Genomic DNA, 17375 nt, shown 5'->3' with positions numbered 1-17375 from the left:
ACTCTATTGCTCCATAACTTTATAAAGCTTTTGTAGGTAACGCCAACGAGTGATAAAGAAGTATAAAACTTGTATACATATAAATGAAATTAAAATAACGATAGAGCTATTTATTATAGAAAAATCGACTAATTGTTGTAATGCCATATAGGCGACTACAGTATGAATCACTGCAATGATAATCGGTAAGAAGAACATTAATACTAACTGTCTCGTTACAACTCTTTTTAACTCTCGTTTACTTAATCCCATTTTCGAAATCATTTTATATTGTTGTTGATCACGGTCCAAATCAGTATATAATCGGAAATAAATAAAACTAGCAGCAAATGTAAAGAAAACGATTCCGACTAAAACACTTGCCATAAGTAATAAACCATTCTTTTGCTTTGCCTCCAACAAGTTTAATGTTAAAGCTTCAAAGTAGAAATCTCTGTCCCTAAGATCTTTATCGAATACATTCTTTAATTGATTTGAAATCTCTTTCGTTTTTATCCAATCATCTACAACAAATCCGTAAGTACGATGTTGAATATTTTCATCTTTTGGATTACTCGTATGCGGAATTTCATCATACACATGATCTTGAACAGCAATATAAATACTACTAGGATCATGTGGTAAAACTAAATTTCCCACAGTTTTTTTCACACGAAATGTCTTTGTCCAATCTCCTTGAATGACTTCAATATTTTTTTTATAGTCACCATTTTTAAATTCTTGTTTTTGTGACACCCTCCCAGGGATTAGTAAAATTTCATCTTCTTTTTCAATCGTTTCTTGTTGGTACCCGAGTGCTCTCGTAAGTTCGTTATATTCACTTAATTTCAATACATTTACGTTACTTTCTGTAAATTTATTTGAAGATGAAGCCATTCGATACGGAATATTTGCATCCTCAAGATGTTTTTTTAGAATAGAGAGATGTTTATCTACCAATTTGTTGTTTTCAGAGCTTTCATACAGAAATGTATATGGGTTTGTCATCCATACTAAATTCCTATTACCAAGAGCAGCTGTTGTACCGATTGCGGTAAATGCAACTGCTGAAATAATAGATACAATGAAAAACATCGTTGCGTTATCTTTCATACGGTAAATTAATTCTGAAAATGTTAATATATTTGTTCGCTTTAAAAAGAATGATTCACTCCTTTTAGCAAGATACAATATATACACGCTACACTGTGTATATAAAAAGTACGTTCCTATAATGACTAGAAGTACACCCATTCCGAGCGTAATAAAATTAGTACTTGGGATAAAGCGAAATACTGAAATATATCCATAGCCTATACTAATTAAAGAAAGTAGCGATAATAGAATAGAAGCTTTCGGTTCAGGCTTTGGCTTTTCCTCTGCTTGAATAAGTTCCACAAGTTCCGTTACTTTTATCATTTTAAAAGTAACAAGCGAAACAATTAAAAATAAGAAAAAAAATGTGATGACTGTTAATAATACCGCCTGTACTGGTATATAAAAAGGTAAACCATTACTAATCATTAATACACTTGCGCTTATCAATAACACTAGTTTAGAAAATATGAGTCCGATGAAAATCCCTATACAAATTGACCCAAGTCCAATTAACATATTTTCAATTAATAATAATTTCTTAAGTTGCCTCATTGACATTCCTTGCATCATTAAAATGCCAAATTCTTTCTTACGTGTTTTTAAAAATGAACTTACTGAATATAAAATAAAGAAAAATGAAAATACAAAAATCAAGCCTTGCGAAATTGTAAATCCTAATGTTCCAAATGCACTTATTGTTGTACTCGTCGATTTTAATTCCCCTTGTAAATCAGGATGAAATAATAAAAGGGCATACGTAAAGAAAATCATAATAGAAAATGCACAACTTAAAAAATGGGCAGCGTATGTACGCTTATTACGAAAAATATTATTAAATGCGAACTGACGAAAAGTCATGCCTTTTCCCTCCTAACAAAGAAAGGACATCCATAATCTTTTGATAAAAAGTTTGCCTACTTTCACCGCAATAAATTTCGTTATATAGTTGACCATCTTTAATAAATATAACTCTACTGCAAAAGCTCGCTGCATACGGATCATGTGTAACTAACATCATCGTTGCCTTTTCTTCTTTATTAAGGGTATCTAGCATCTCCATTACATCATTTGAAGATTTAGAGTCTAAATTCCCTGTAGGTTCATCTGCAAGTAATAATTGCGGCTTATGAACGATCGCGCGAGCAATTGCTGTTCTTTGAGCTTGTCCCCCTGATATTTCAAACGTTCTTTTACTCAATATATCTGTAATGTTTAATTTCTCTGCAATTTCTTCCACTCGTTTGTTCATTTCTTGTACAGAAACACCATCTAATGTCATTGGCAATACGATGTTTTCTTTTACTGTAAGTGTGCTAAGAAGATTAAATGATTGAAAAACAAATCCTAATTTTTTTCTACGGAATAAAGCTAAATCTTCTGATGTCAACTGGAAAGGATTTGTACCATTTATTAATATTTCTCCCGATGTTGGTGAATCAATAGTAGATACCATATTTAATAATGTTGTTTTCCCACTACCTGATGGCCCCATAATTCCTACAAATTCACCTTCTTGAATTGATAAATCAATATCTACTAATGCTTTAAAAGGTATTTTCCCTTTATATACTTTACTAATACTTTTTGCATGTAAAATTTCCATTTATATTCTCCCTTCATTTGCACTGCTTACTATAAAGTGTAAATGAATTGTTTTATAGCTCATATTGATTCATCTTTCATTTATCTTACACGCTTGTAAGATTTCTAAAAAAACAGATAATAAATCCACTTTCAAACTATAATCGATGTATATCTATCTTATAATATTTGTATAGTGGTATGAAATACAATGCTTCTTATTTCTAGTCGCTGAAACAACTTGTATTCTTTATTAGCAACATGCAATATATTATAAAGAATAACTATACAACTTCAAAACAATGAATAACAACTTATACTTCACCAGTAAAATCAAAAAGTAAATAGCACGTAAAAAAGCTCAGAGTTTTAACTCTAAGCTTTTTTACAATTTCATTGCATTATAGCTCCCTTTAAAGAGCAATATTTTTTATCCACTCTGATTTACTCAATAGATAATGATTATATAGTTGGTTTTCTATCATCTGTTGGCTCATATAAGTAAACCCGCATTTTTCAATAACTTTATTTGACGGTACGTTGTTAATTAAAGCAATTGCGTTAAGGACATCTACATTTGTATTTTTAAACAAATAATCAATTAACCCTTTAGTCACTTTCGTAGCGTAACCATTATTTTGATACTCGCTTGAAATAGCATACATAATTTCTCTATTCGGTAATGGAAGTTCTTCTTTAATACCTGTACAGCACCATCCAATAAATTCATTTGTATCTTTTATAAATACTCCCAGTTTTAAAAAATGACCGTCTATGTTTGATGAATTTGTAGCAGCATCAAGAAATACTTTATTTTCTGGTATTTCATAATTTGTAACCCAATTTACCCGTTGTTCTTTTGTTGATTTCCAGTCTGGCAAAAACTTTTCTATTTCCGGTTGATTCGATATTTTATAAATACTCTCCGCATCTTTGATGGAAAATTCTTGTAAGTATATATCACCACAATCTATTCTAAATAACTTAGTCAAATTTTCTTCTCCCATGATAATCCCCCTTAATCCCGTGTAAAATTCAATTGTTATAGCTACCTCCTAGCTAGAGTGAGGTAGCTATAACTTTATTAAAGTGCCTTAATCTGCTTCGTAAGTTCTATAAATCGTTCGTCAAGTTCTTTATATCCCTTGTCCTTAGAAGTTAAAAAGCTTAATTTACCTAATACTTCTTGTCTCTCTGTTTCTAACGTTAAACGTAGCTCTTCAATTTCATCTCTTGTTTTAGTAGGTTCTTCTAGCTGCTTTTGTATCGTATTGTTTAAAAACACGAGTTTTGTGTTAGTTGTTTTCTCTAGAAAATATCGATCGTGGGAAACGATAACGAGTGTTCCGTTGTACTCAGCTAATGTATTTTCAAGTTGTTCACGTGAAGGAAGATCAAGGTGATTCGTAGGTTCATCTAGAATAAGTACATCTTTTTCATCCAAAATATAAGCCATTAGCTTACATTTTACTCGTTCACCCATACTCATATGCTGAATCGGCTCTTTCCATTGAGAAGCTTGGAACCCTAAATGTTTCATTAAATTTTGTACTTTTCCTCTTTCTTCAAACGTCTCTTTAAAAAATAAATTTTCTGGTGTTTTATCAAGCGGTAAATCAAAAACTTCTTGTGTTAAATAACCGATGTTTGCAGATGGTGAAATCCATACTTCTCCTTGCACAGTTTCCGTTCCCATAATCATCTTCAATAAAGTTGTTTTCCCGCTACCATTCGGCCCAATAATCGCAACCTTCTCACCGTGCTGAATTGTAAAATTAACGTTTTCAAATAATGTCCGATTGTTAAATTCTTTCCGCAATTGTTTTACTTCTAAGAAACGTTTTCCTACTTTTTTACTCGCTTGAATAGAGAATTCAACTGAATACTCCTCTTTCACACGTTCTACTTTCGTTTTCTCCAGCTCTTTTTCGAGACGTTTTCGTTTTGACTTCACTTGTGCATCCATTCGCTTCGCCTTTACACGATAGAATTCTTTCACTCCTTCTTGTTTTGTAGACTGCGCATGTGCCTTTTGTGACCATGAACTTAATTCTTTTATATGAGTTTCTACTTGTTCTATCTTTTTTTGTTGTTTTTCATATTCACGCTGCTGCGTCATTCTTTTATGCTCACGAGCTTTCATATAACTCGTATAATTCCCGCTATGGTCAATTAATTTCTTATCCTCAATTGACCATATTCTTGTTGCGACAACATCTAAAAAATATCGATCATGCGATACGACGATAACTGTACCTCTCATATTTTTGATTTGTTTAATGAGAAATTCCGTACTCATCTCATCTAAATGATTTGTCGGTTCGTCTAATATTAATACATTAGGATTTCCAGCAAATCCTTTTGCTAATCGAACTTTTAGCTTTTCACCACCACTTAAAGTTAGAAAATCGTTCGTTGGCACGCCCCATTTTGCAAGAAGCTCGGCTTCTTTTGCAATCATATCCTTACTAACAAAAGATTCTTTTTCTTGTTCAACATATGCTGTTGTCATATTCATTTGCATCCATTCAACAGTACCTTTTGATGGTTCAATCTTCCCATTTATTAATTGAAGTAACGTTGATTTACCAGCCCCGTTTTTACCAATTAATCCGATAATATCCCCTTGTCTTACTGTCACATTCATTTTCTCTAACAAAGTATTTTCCTTTATTTCAACATAAACATCATTTAATTTTAATAGTTCTTTCATAATACCGATCCCTTTCATTAAGGGAGAATAAAAAAATCCTCCCAAATAAATTTGGCAGGATTAGTCGTTAAAATATTTATACCCAAATAAGCTATTGCGCAACATAAATAGCAATACCGTTGTATGGAAATTGGGCAGACTAATCCTATTTTTTAGAAATTGAAATTTATTTCATTTCAACATTTAAAAATAAGATTAGTTAATCATCGTCCACCCATCATTCCTTTCCGTCGTTAGTAACCATATTGTACCATGATAGTACTGTATGAGTAAATGCAATTATATGTGCTATTATAATGATTGCTTTCTTCTAGGTCTATTTATCATTTCTTAACTTCATATGAAACAAGCATACATTACACTTGTTGTACTACTCCTTTAAATTTCTCTAATAATAAACTTCTACGCACTACCTCTTATATAATTTTTATATAAATTTATGATTAATTTTATATTATACATACTACATTTCAGTTCTTATAATAAAGTTATCATTTTTAAGGAGGGATTCTACAATGGAATTTAGCAAACTCGGAAACAGTGGATTAACAGTAAGTAAGATTGCATATGGAAACTGGATAAACCATGGTGGAAAAGTAAATGAAAATACTGCAAATGATTGTGTGAACGCCGCACTAGATGTCGGTATTACAACCTTCGATACTGCTGATGTTTATTCGGACACTATTGCCGAGGAAGTACTTGGTCGCTCTTTGAAAGGAATACGCCGAGAAAGTATAGAACTTTGTACAAAAGTATGCCATCCGACCGGACCTGGAAAAAATGATCGAGGTTTATCACGAAAACATATTATAGAAAATTGTAATGCATCGTTACAACGGCTACATACAGACTACATTGATGTCTATTATGCACATCGATTCGATACAACAACTCCTCTTGAAGAAACAATGTTAGCTTTCTCAGATCTTGTAAGACAAGGTAAAGTCCTTTATTTAGGTATAAGTGAATGGACATCGGAGCAAATCACACGCGGTGCAGCACTTGCCCGAGAATTGAACATTCCTCTTATTGCTAGCCAGCCTCAATATTCGATGTTGTGGCGAGTGATCGAAACAGACATAATACCTACATGTCAACGTGAAGGACTTGGTCAAGTTGTTTGGTCTCCCCTCGCACAAGGTATTCTCACTGGAAAATATCAACCAGGTAAACCAATCCCTGCCCAATCACGTGCTAACTCGGATGCTGGAAAACCGTTTTTTGACAAACTGGTGCAACGTTGGATGAGTGATGATGTGCTTACTGCTATCCAGAAACTTAACCCTATTGCACAAGAAATTAACCTTACCCTATCTCAACTCGCAATTGCTTGGGTGTTACAAAATCCAGCTGTTTCTTCTGCAATTATTGGTGCTTCAAATCCGGAACAAATAAGAGAAAACGTAGTTGCTACTAGTGTTAAATTGCAACCTGAAATTATGAATCAGATTGATAGTGTATTAAAAGGTTTCGCTGAGTATGATCCTAGCAAAACAGGTTGAACCATGAGTAAGTTTTACCTATAAATAAACACCCTTTCCCAACTTCCCACAGCCCATCCTATAAAGATGGGCCTTTACTTTTCAAATTCAAGTTGTGAAGTCTTATAAATCTCTCTAACAACTGCTAAGAAGTTCTCGAGAACGACAGACTTTTCATCTTGTCTCCATCCAGCGTATAAGTTTATCTCCGGTGTATGTTCCTGAATGTCTTTATACATGACTCCCGATTTTTTATAACTTTCCACCGATGATGGAACGACAGAAATCCCCATTCCTGCTGCAACTAAATTAACAATCGTCTGCATTTGAATTGCTTCTTGAACAATATTTAAACTTACTCCATGTTCCCAAAAGTAACTAATAATTAAATCATAAAAGTTAGTACCGAAATGACGAGGAAATAAAACAAATGGTTCATCTACTAGTTCTTTAATAGAAATATTAGGTAACGAAATTAATGGGTGGTCTTCATGTAAAACCAATTTTAAACGTTCTTTAGAACAAACTTCAGAAGACAATATTTCATTATTCTGCTTAGAACGAATAAATCCAATATGAATTTGTTTTTCATAGAGTGCTTTTATTTGCTGGTCTGTTGTCATCTCGCGTAATATAAGCTGAATGTTAGGAAACCGTTCTCGAAATGTTTTTAATATGTTTATAACCGTTTCTGTAGAATCGACAAAACCGATGATTAAATGCCCGATTTTTCCTTCCTCTACAAGCTGAGTTTCTTTAATCGTTCTTTCTACTTGAAGTAGCGTTTGTCGCGCACCTTCTAAAAATATTTTCCCAGCATCGGTAAGCTCAACCATTCTCTTTGTTCGATGAAAAAGTTGGACCCCTAATTCATCTTCTAATTTGCGAATTTCTTGGCTTAAAGGAGGTTGCGCCATCATAAGACGTTCTGCTGCACGACTAAAGTTTAATTCTTCTGCTACTGTTATGAAATATCTCATTTTACGAATATCTATTTCAATACACTCCTTTCATTAACAAGTAATAAAAGACTCTCTTTTATCTTTAACGGTATCGCTTTGCTTCTCTTATGTAAATAATCTTTCATTCTGGAAATTTATCAATGGTACAAAATAAGGCTAAAAAACTTTAAATATAAGTTTTTTAGCCTTAATCACTTTTACACATTACAAAATTTAATTCGTACAACGGTACCTTTACCAACTTCTGAATGGATCTCTACATTATGTCCTAATTGTTTTGTAATCTCATATACAAGATATAGTCCCATCCCCGTTGACTCTTTAAAATCTCTACCATTTTCTCCTGTAAAGAAAGGTTTAAACACTCTTGGTAAATCTTGCTTCGGTATCCCTACGCCACTATCGGCAATTTCAAGTACAATATTATTACCTTCCTTACAAGCTTTCACTTTAATCTTTTCTCTACTACCTGATGAGTATTTAATTGCATTCGATATAATTTGTCCAATTAAAAATTGTAACCATTTCGCATCACTTTCTACAGTAATACCCTTATCAATTTCAAGCTCTGGATATACGAAATTCCGGATAAAAAAGCGTTTGTGTTCATGTACAGAATCATTCACTATTTTATGTAGTTGTACTCTTTCTACATAAAAATCTTGTGTAAATGCCTCTAAACGTGCGACATACAGTGCCATCTCTAACCCCTTTTTCAGCCTATCTGTTTCCTCATTAATACTTTCAAAGCGCGGATCCGCTTCATCTTGTGTAATTAATTCTATTACAGATAAAGGTGTTTTCATTTGATGAATCCACTGATTCATAAATGTTAAATGATCATTATTTTTTCTCTCTTGTAACTGGAGCTGATTTTGATAATGTCGATATTGTACTTCGAGCAAATCTTGGAGAGCAGTAGATAAAACTGCAAAATCAGATTTTTGAACAGATTCATCCAAAGATTGCAACGGATTTGCTAAACGCTCATAAAAAGATCGATGTGTAAAATAACGAAATACTAAATAACTTACCATAAAAAAAGCACCTAAAAACATTGCATATAATGCCGTTGAAATATGATTATGCCCATCAAACCAATAAACTAAGAATACGGCTAATAGTTGGATCGCAGTAAAACAAATAAGGGGTATATGATCACGTATAAACAACCTTATCATTTTTCCATACCAGTATCCCAAGTAATATGCAATCTATATCCAACACTACGAATTGTTTCAATTGCTCCTTCAATTTGTAACGTTTTTAACTTTTTACGCACACGTGTTGTATTTACACTTAATGTATTATCATCTACATAGGATTCACTATCCCATAATTTATTTAATAATACTTCCCTACTCACAACACGCGGATAGTTTTTCATTAACATCTCTAATAAAATGGCTTCGTTTCTCGTTATATCAATCTCTTGATTCCTAAGTTTTAATACAAGTCTTTCGGGATATAAACTAAGACCTTGTTGCTCAACCATTCGTTCTTCTAATTTCGGTGCATAGTCTCCATAAGCACGTCTTAAATGACTACGAATTTTCGCCATTACAACTTCATAATGAAACGGCTTCGGAATAAAATCATCGCCACCATTTTCTAACGCCATAACTTGATCCATCGTACCTTCACGGGCCGAAATAAATAAAATCGGACATGTAGAAACCCCGCGAATTTGACGACACCAATAGTAACCATCAAAACTTGGTAAATTAATATCTAATAAAACTAACTCTGGTTGTTCTTCTAAAAAAATGTCTAATACATTTTGAAAATCTGATACAATAATTCCTTCATAACCGTATTTCGCAACATATGTTGATAAAAGCTCCGCAATTTTCATATCATCTTCTACAATCATAATTTTGACCATTTCTGAACTCCTTTTTGATCCACAATATCAAATATACTTATATAAATACTACCTCTTTTCACAAAATCCGTAAAATAGAAAAAGGATACTTTTGTATAGGAGTATCCTTTTTCTATTTTTTCTTATTTAATATGAAATTCACTTAGAGAAAATCCTAACTTCTCCACATATTCTCTTCCTAGTTCCATCCGCGCCGTTTTTAGTGGATCCACAACTTGGCAAACTTTTAAATTACCTGCTGCTGATAATAAAAGAGTTGCATCAGCTTTAGACATTTCTAATTCTTCATGTAAAAATGTTACCATATTACGTACGGCGCGATTAGCTGCATCATCTAACAATTTCTCTGAAGCAATCGTCATTATTTTTCCTTTTTGAATAGCCATTGGTAGAGGCCATTGCTTTCCTTTTATAGTTTGAACAGTTACAGTTACCTCACCAGCAACTTCAACCCCGCTAACACCAATTTCACCATCACCCATCGCTGCGTGTAAATCACCTAATGCTAAAAGAGCACCAGGAACATTTACAGGTAATAATAACGTTGTCCCTTCCTTTATCTCTTTACAGTCCATATTCCCACCGTGATCATGCGGTGTACCACATGAAATACTCTCTTCTTTCGGCGCAGTACCAATTACCCCGATCATTGGATTAATCGGGATTTGTAGTTCACTTGAAAACACAACATATTCATTATGTATTGAGACGACTTTCACTGTATTTTCATTTAACTCATCACCCATTACACCAAGATTCGCACCTGTAGTTAAAACGCCCTGCTCTGCAATTTTAATCTTTTCAATCGTTACAACTAATATATCACCAGGTTCGGCCCCTTTAATATATACTGGACCAGTCGCTGGATTAATCCGGTTCCAATCTAATTCTTGAAATACAACATCTTCGGAATCAATTTGATTTTCAAAGCAATCATATGTTTCAAATACAAGGCGACTCCCAATTTCTACTTCCATACATGGTTTATTTTCTGGTGACATTGCGTAAATGCTATGTTCTTTATGAATTCGATACATATTATCTCTCTCCTTTTATATTGGTCTACAATTACTAATTAGCTTTTTTCATAAAAGCTCCTTTTAATAATTAATGAATTTACATATAGAAAAGCACTTAGCTTATTTTCATACATACACTCTTTACTATAACAGGTAAAGAAAGGTGGTATTACAATGCCCCTTATTCCATACAACGAAAGTGACGTTGATTTACTAGCACGTTTAATCCGTGCTGAAGCTGAGGGCGAAGGACGACAAGGTGAACAACTTGTTGGCTGCGTTGTCGTAAATCGTGTGTTTTGTGATTGTTTAGATTTTAAAGAGCTTCGATCTGTGCGTGATGCAGTATATCAAAGCCCTGGCGGATTCGAAGCAGTTCAATACGGTTACTTTTATCAACGGGCCCGTGAATCAGAAAAAGAAATCGCAAGAAAAGTTTTACAAGGTGAATGGCGCTGGCCAGCACGATGGGCTCTTTGGTATTTTCGTCCAGTTGGAGCTTGTCCACCCGAATGGTATAATCAGCCGTTTGCAGGGCAATTTAAAAGCCATTGCTTTTACGAACCAAGTGGTGATGAATGTCCAAAAATGTATTCAAGATAGTAAAAATTAAGCAACGCAAGTACTTATTCTATTGAGTACTTGCATCGCTTTTAACTATATTTTAGAAATCTAATAATGTGACGAATTTTCTTGCGCCTACCACATGTATTAATAACGGTATACGTGGACCACTTGATTGGTTCATAACGAGCCTATATATAATGGTAAATAATTGTTTTTGATTTTCTTTCATTATCTTTTTATTTTCATGATGACAAATCGAATACAATTGTTCCATTAAGTTAGAGTAATCGTTATTAGAACGAAGTATTTTGCAAACTTCTACTAGCCATTCTTTCTGCCTGTCATCTAATGTGTTGTAAAACTCTATATTTCTCTCTTGATTTACTGTAATTAATTTTTTAGATTGAAAGTTTCTAATCCAATACTCCACCCGATTACTTATTGCAATCATTTCAGGTAATGCATAACTTCTATCTGTTTTTTCTAATATACCTTGTAAAATAGATGAATCAAAATGTAATAATGGTAACGTTCCTGCTACTTGATTAAACTTTGGATACTCTTTAAATCGGCTATCAAGTCTAGAAAGTTTAATTGCATCAAATAAATCTTCATTTTTGAGTGTTTTATTTTCATAACTGTCCTTCAATCTCTCATACTCTGTATAATTGCGAATCACATCTTCATCAAGTCCAATATGAAAAGCTGCATCAGGCTTATATTTTGCAAACATAAAAAGAATTACTTCTGGTACATACACTTTTAATAAGTCGCTAGGTATAATACTATTCCCTGAAGAACTAGACATTTTTTCATGATTACCTTTAATACCAATGAAATCATAAGCAATGTAATGAGGCGCTTCACGATTAAATATTTCCCTTGCAATTTCTTTTGATACATTGTAACTACCTGTTTCCGATGAATGATCTCTTCCGCCCGGTTCGAAAATAACATCCTCTATCATCCATCTCATCGGCCAATCGATTTTCCAATTCAGTTTCATTTTATTTGTATTTAATACTGATAATTCATTTTGATTTCTACATACACATTTATACTGAACTGTTTTTAATACTTCATCAAAATGTGTAATAGTTGTTGCATCTTTCCCGCAGCTCTCACAATATAACGTAACGGGATAAAAGTTTTCTCTATCTTCTTCTCGATGTATTCCTGTTTTAAAGCCCATTAAAATATCATATATTTCTTTTCTTTTATACAAAGACTCTATTATGTTTTCATTATACCTTCCGCTTCTATATTCAGCATGTTGATAAATAAATTCTACTTCAATTCCAAATGCTTGAAGCGATTTTTCAAACTCTTTTTCAAAATGCTCTGCGTACGAATTATGACACCCATACGGATCAGGAATATCACAGTATGGCATACCAATATATTTTGCAAAAGAAGGATCAATATTTTTGGGAACTTTTCTAAACCTGTCATAATCATCCCATGAAAATATAAAACGAGTCTTTTTCCCTAAATCTTGAAGCGCCCTTACAACAAAATAAGTCGTTACTATTTCACGAAAGTTACCAATATGAACCGAACCAGATGGACTAATTCCAGATGCGCAAACAAAAGTTTCTTTGTTGGGATGTTTTCTAATTAATTTATGTGCCACTTCATACGCCCAATGCATATACTCACCTCAATTGTATTTTTGTTTTCACATTTTCAGTTTTATACAATAAAAAAACTCCCACCCCCAAGATTATTAATCTTGAGGACGAGAGTTATTAGCTTCGCGGTACCACCTCAGTTTGTTAATACGTCACCATATTAACCTTTTCAGGTACGGCAAAATATGCTTATACCCTATCTCTATAACGGGAGAACCCGTCGCACCATCCCTAAACAAATTAGTTCCTTGCGCAGCTCCAAGTCTTTTTTCGTTAAGATGTTTAACCGCTCTTTCTCAGCTACCAGAGCTCTCTGTATGTATTCATTCTTAACTACTCTTCTCTTCAATGCTATTTTGAATATTAGTTTTTACATATGATAATTTATAACGAATACATTGTCAAATTTTTCTGAACGAAAACAAATAGCATATAACTATCTAAAAAAATGTTTTATCGCTTCCAGTTGAATTTTATGACTACATTCATCACAACAATATTTCCCCTCCGGATTTCTCTTGAATTCCCTATATTTTCCGCTTCCTTCGTATACGCGAAATACATTTTTACATGAAAAACAGACAATTTCATAAAACATCATATGCATTTCCCTCCCCATGGCTATACGCTATTTTCGAATTACGTGATAAGGCCCTCTTTTCTTACACTGGAAATCTTAATTTTATTTCAGTGAAAGGTTTACCTCTCTTCTTATCGAACTTTATATATAGCTTTAATGAATAGAGGTGAAACATATTGCTCAGAAATATAGAATTAGTCGTTGATGCTAAGGCGAATTTAGGGGAAGGTCCTTGCTGGGATGAGAAGAAACAATTATTATACTGGGTTGATATTATCGAGAAAAAATTATGTCTTTATAATCCTGTTAAAAAAACAAACCGAGCGATCACTCTCGACCAACAAATCGGTTGTGTTGTTCCATATACGAACGATGAAGTTTTAGTAGCAATGGAACAAGGCTTTTATTCTCTTAATCTTGACACAAAAATACTTACACATATTTATGACCCTGAACCAGATTTATTAGAAAATCGCTTTAACGATGGAAAATGCGATCCAGCTGGCCGCTTTTGGGCGGGCACTACAGACTTATACGGTATTAATGCTGCTGGTTCCTTGTATTGTTTAAACAATAATTTCAACGTAGATAAAAAAGTTGCACATGTAAATACGTCAAATGGTATAGCTTGGTCCCCTGATCATACATTTCTTTATTTCATTGATACACCTACAAAAAAAGTAGTCCGTTTTCATTATGATATACATACTGGTGTAATTAGCAATCCAACAGATGTTATCATCTTCCCTGAAAATGAAGGTATACCCGATGGCATGACAATTGATGTAGAAGGTTGTTTATGGATTGCACATTGGGGAGGCTCGAAGATTACTAGATGGAATCCCTTTACTGGAAAACAGATTTTAAGTATTCCGATTCCTGCTTTATATGTAACGTCGTGTACATTTGGAGGACCTAATTTGACCGATTTATATATCACAACAGCCCGAACAAGAATGACGGATGCGGAATTAAAACAGTACCCACATGCTGGTGGTATATTTCGAATTCAAATGAATGTTAAAGGTTGTCCAACCTATTCATTTCGCCATGAAACTATTGGAGCTGAAACACTATGAACAGAATCGATTACATAAGACAAGAAGAGAAAAAATATCACGATCTTTGCTATGAACAATACAAATTATTCGAAGCAGGATCTTGGCTGTATAAACCTGTTAAAACAGTTATGGACATGCTGAACTATTTTGAAGGACAGAAAGACCTACAAATACTTGACCTTGGCTCTGGTGTCGGTAGAAACAGTATTCCGATTGCACAAAAAATCACGAATAATGGCGGCACTGTTACTTGTGTTGATCTACTCGAAACGGCTTTAATGAAGTTACAAGTTTATAGCAAAGAATATGGTGTATTTGAATACATAAAAACGGAACATTCAGCAATTGAAAACTACTATATTGCCTCTAATACTTATAATTACATCATTGCCGTATCAAGTTTAGAGCATGTCAGATCAATAGAAGATTTTAAAAAAGTGCTTCACTCTATGAAAAATGGAACAAAGAGTGGTGGTATCAACTGTTTAATAGTCAACTCTAACATTCAAGAAATTGACTTGGAAACGAATCAAGAATTAGATGCTTTAGTTGAAATTAATCTTTCTACTGAAGAAATGATACTTGTACTAAAAAGCGTTTATACTGAATGGCAAGAAGTAAAAATTGAAATTAAAAGTTTATCGTATGATATTGTACGTAACGGAAAACACATTAAATTAAAAACGAATGCGATTACTTATGTCGTTCAAAAAATGTAGTATATGCGAGTGGGGACAATCTTTATTTTATCCAGTCACCACTCGCATATTTATGTAAAGTTTATTCCATTGTAATTACAATTTTCCCTCTAGTATGCTGACTTTCACTCAAAATATGAGCTTCTCTAACTCCTTTTTCATTAAACGGAACAACCTTACTAATGATTGGTTTAATTTTTTCAGCTTGAATCAAACCTGATAATTCGTATAATTGCTTTCCGCTTGGTTTTAACCATAAAAATCCTGATTTTATCCCTTGTACTTCATGTACCGGTTCATGAACGATAGAAACTAGAACACCACTAGGCTTAATAATTTGAAAACTTTTCTCTTGTACTTCTCCGCCGATTGTATCTAACACAATATCATAATCCGATAGTAGCTCTTCAAATTTATCTTTTTTATAATCAATAATGAGGTCAGCACCTAAAGACTTTAAAAACTCTTCATTTTTACTACTTGCAGTTGTAGCGACAAAGGCCCCAAATGATTTCGCGATTTGAATTGCAAAACTACCTACTCCACCAGCTCCAGCATGAATTAATACTCGATCATTTTCTTTTATTTGTGCGTAATCAACAAGACTTTGCCAAGCTGTTAGTCCTGCAAGAGGTATAGACGCAGCTTCTTCAAAACTAATATTATTTGGCATATGTGCTACTAAGTCTGATTTCACTGTAATGTATTCAGCATAAGAACCTTTCCCTATATTTTCTGGTTTCGTAAACACTTTATCACCTATTTTAAAATGGTCCACATCTTCTCCAACTTCTTCAATTACTCCAGCAACATCTAAACCTAATGTAATTGGAAATGAAAATTGCAGCTTCTCTTGTAATTCTCCCTTTCTTATTTTCCAATCAACAGGATTGACAGATGTTGCATGTATGCGTATTAATACTTCATTACATTTAATAACCGACTTTGGAACTTGTCTTTCTTGTAATTTTTCAACACTACCATATTGATCAATAATAATTGCTTTCATTTCCTCTCCTCCTTTCTGTTAATTTTAATAACTAACAATTATTTTTCAAAATTTTTCGTCTTAAATGATAATAAATATGTTTGGAAGTGATATTTATCTCTACTAATTAAGTATTATGAGTGCAAAAAGCATGTACCTAACTTTAATACAATTTAGTTTCCGGATAAGAAACAACAAAATTTTTATTTTCTTTAATTTTTAATGAAACGGAGAGTGTACTATGAGTGAACAAATTTTCAAAGTAAACGGTATTAATTTATGTACAGAAAGCTTTGGCAATCCTAATAACCCAGCAATATTATTAATTATGGGAGCTACATGTTCAATGGTTTATTGGGATGAAGAATTTTGTGAAAGGTTAGCTAGCACAGGAAAATTTGTCATTCGCTATGATAACCGTGATGTCGGGCGCTCTATTACATATAAGCCTGGGACTTCCAATTACACTGTAGCAGACATGGCTGAAGATGCAATCGGGGTACTCGATGCGTATCATATTGACAAGGCACACCTTCTGGGCATGTCATTAGGAGGTATGATTGCTCAAATTGCTGCAGTAAAACACCCAAAAAGAATTTTGACCTTAACATTACTAGCAACAAGCGTTATTGGATCTGATAACAATACTCGTGATTTGCCTCCAATGGATGAAAGAATTTTGACACATCATGCTAATGGTGCAAATTTAGATTGGACAAATAAAGATGTTATAGCGAAATATTTAGTTACAGGATCACGTCTACTCTGTGGGCCAAAGCGTATATTTGATGAATCAAGAACTTTGAAACAAATAAAACAAGAAATAGAACGTGCTAACAATCTATTAAGTATGTTTAATCACGCCCTCCTAACAGGTGATGATTCTTATGAGGGTATACTTAAATCAATACTGGTACCAACTTTAGTAATTCATGGTACGGACGATACAGCTCTTCCACTTGAACATGGACTCGCACTTATTGACGAAATTCCGAACTCAAAGCTATTAACCCTTGAAGGTACAGGACATGAGAATCACCCCGATGACTGGGATAAAATTATTAAAGCAATTTCAGAACATATATCCTATATAAGATAAGGATAACTTTTAGAAGGGGCACAAATTGTT

General features: G+C 33.4%; 16 protein-coding genes and 1 other annotated feature. Of the genes, 5 read left to right on the top strand and 11 right to left on the bottom strand.

What is annotated here, in order from left to right; all coding sequences use genetic code 11:
- Positions 1-3: 3 nt before the first annotated feature.
- The 4 genes from ACP6L7_RS08795 to abc-f all read right to left on the bottom strand — a co-directional run bounded on the left by ACP6L7_RS08795 (position 4) and on the right by abc-f (position 5371).
- Positions 4-1935: an ABC transporter permease gene (locus ACP6L7_RS08795; protein ID WP_097829335.1), complete on the bottom strand. Its 1932-nt coding sequence runs from the start codon at positions 1933-1935 to the stop codon at positions 4-6.
- Entirely contained in the window at positions 1910-2680 is a 771-nt protein-coding gene (locus ACP6L7_RS08790; protein ID WP_097829336.1) for an ABC transporter ATP-binding protein, read from the bottom strand. The genes ACP6L7_RS08795 and ACP6L7_RS08790 overlap by 26 nt, the downstream gene beginning before the upstream one ends.
- A 391-nt stretch (positions 2681-3071) precedes the next feature.
- Positions 3072-3665: a GNAT family N-acetyltransferase gene (locus tag ACP6L7_RS08785; protein ID WP_097829337.1), complete on the bottom strand. Its 594-nt coding sequence runs from the start codon at positions 3663-3665 to the stop codon at positions 3072-3074.
- A 77-nt stretch (positions 3666-3742) separates the two neighbouring features.
- Complete coding sequence (gene abc-f / locus ACP6L7_RS08780; protein WP_097829498.1) at positions 3743-5371, bottom strand: ribosomal protection-like ABC-F family protein; 1629 nt, start codon at positions 5369-5371, stop codon at positions 3743-3745.
- A gap of 515 nt (positions 5372-5886) precedes the next feature.
- Here abc-f and ACP6L7_RS08775 point away from each other — a divergent pair.
- Positions 5887-6876 (top strand): aldo/keto reductase family protein, encoded by a 990-nt coding sequence (locus ACP6L7_RS08775; protein ID WP_097829338.1) that lies wholly within the window; start codon positions 5887-5889, stop codon positions 6874-6876.
- 74 nt (positions 6877-6950) lie between these two features.
- Here ACP6L7_RS08775 and ACP6L7_RS08770 read toward each other — a convergent pair whose 3' ends face one another.
- The 4 genes from ACP6L7_RS08770 to ACP6L7_RS08755 form a co-directional block, all read right to left on the bottom strand.
- Positions 6951-7850 carry a LysR family transcriptional regulator gene (locus tag ACP6L7_RS08770; protein ID WP_097829339.1) on the bottom strand — a complete coding sequence of 300 codons (900 nt, stop codon included), beginning with the start codon at positions 7848-7850 and terminating at the stop codon, positions 6951-6953.
- A gap of 164 nt (positions 7851-8014) precedes the next feature.
- On the bottom strand, positions 8015-8998 hold the full coding sequence (locus ACP6L7_RS08765; RefSeq protein ID WP_097829340.1) for a sensor histidine kinase: 984 nt from the start codon (positions 8996-8998) through the stop codon (positions 8015-8017).
- The gene (locus tag ACP6L7_RS08760) at positions 8995-9702 is read right to left on the bottom strand and encodes a response regulator transcription factor (protein WP_097829341.1); all 708 of its coding nucleotides are present in this window, start codon (positions 9700-9702) and stop codon (positions 8995-8997) included. The genes ACP6L7_RS08765 and ACP6L7_RS08760 overlap by 4 nt, the downstream gene beginning before the upstream one ends.
- 122 nt (positions 9703-9824) lie before the next feature.
- Entirely contained in the window at positions 9825-10739 is a 915-nt protein-coding gene (locus ACP6L7_RS08755) for an acetamidase/formamidase family protein (RefSeq protein ID WP_097829342.1), read from the bottom strand.
- A 156-nt stretch (positions 10740-10895) separates the two neighbouring features.
- On the opposite strand from ACP6L7_RS08755, the gene ACP6L7_RS08750 reads away from it, so the two are divergent.
- Positions 10896-11324 carry a cell wall hydrolase gene (locus ACP6L7_RS08750; RefSeq protein WP_078203319.1) on the top strand — a complete coding sequence of 143 codons (429 nt, stop codon included), beginning with the start codon at positions 10896-10898 and terminating at the stop codon, positions 11322-11324.
- Positions 11325-11385: 61 nt separating this feature from the next.
- Here the strand turns inward: ACP6L7_RS08750 and lysS are convergent, their stop codons facing one another.
- Both lysS and ACP6L7_RS08740 read right to left on the bottom strand, forming a co-directional pair.
- Complete coding sequence (gene lysS / locus ACP6L7_RS08745; RefSeq protein WP_097829343.1) at positions 11386-12939, bottom strand: lysine--tRNA ligase; 1554 nt, start codon at positions 12937-12939, stop codon at positions 11386-11388.
- A gap of 80 nt (positions 12940-13019) precedes the next feature.
- Positions 13020-13277: a binding site (T-box leader), on the bottom strand.
- 78 nt (positions 13278-13355) lie between these two features.
- Complete coding sequence (locus ACP6L7_RS08740) at positions 13356-13526, bottom strand: DUF2197 domain-containing protein (RefSeq protein ID WP_141533391.1); 171 nt, start codon at positions 13524-13526, stop codon at positions 13356-13358.
- Between the two features lie 149 nt (positions 13527-13675).
- Here ACP6L7_RS08740 and ACP6L7_RS08735 point away from each other — a divergent pair, with 149 nt between their 5' ends.
- Complete coding sequence (locus ACP6L7_RS08735) at positions 13676-14578, top strand: SMP-30/gluconolactonase/LRE family protein (RefSeq protein WP_071746117.1); 903 nt, start codon at positions 13676-13678, stop codon at positions 14576-14578.
- Positions 14575-15279 (top strand): class I SAM-dependent methyltransferase, encoded by a 705-nt coding sequence (locus tag ACP6L7_RS08730; RefSeq protein WP_097829345.1) that lies wholly within the window; start codon positions 14575-14577, stop codon positions 15277-15279. The genes ACP6L7_RS08735 and ACP6L7_RS08730 overlap by 4 nt, the downstream gene beginning before the upstream one ends.
- A gap of 61 nt (positions 15280-15340) precedes the next feature.
- On the opposite strand, the gene ACP6L7_RS08725 is transcribed toward ACP6L7_RS08730, so the two are convergent.
- On the bottom strand, positions 15341-16267 hold the full coding sequence (locus ACP6L7_RS08725) for an NADP-dependent oxidoreductase (protein ID WP_097829346.1): 927 nt from the start codon (positions 16265-16267) through the stop codon (positions 15341-15343).
- A 220-nt stretch (positions 16268-16487) separates the two neighbouring features.
- On the opposite strand from ACP6L7_RS08725, the gene mleBCA reads away from it, so the two are divergent.
- Positions 16488-17345 carry a BCA family alpha/beta fold macrolide esterase gene (mleBCA, locus tag ACP6L7_RS08720; protein ID WP_098361720.1) on the top strand — a complete coding sequence of 286 codons (858 nt, stop codon included), beginning with the start codon at positions 16488-16490 and terminating at the stop codon, positions 17343-17345.
- The last annotated feature ends 30 nt before the right edge of the window (positions 17346-17375 follow it).

Source organism: Bacillus silvicola (genome assembly GCF_050524305.1).
GTDB classification, from domain to species: Bacteria; Bacillota; Bacilli; order Bacillales; family Bacillaceae_G; genus Bacillus_A; species Bacillus_A cereus_AT.
The sequence above is the reverse complement of the archived record's forward strand: the minus strand, read 5'-3'. Positions and strand labels throughout refer to the sequence as shown.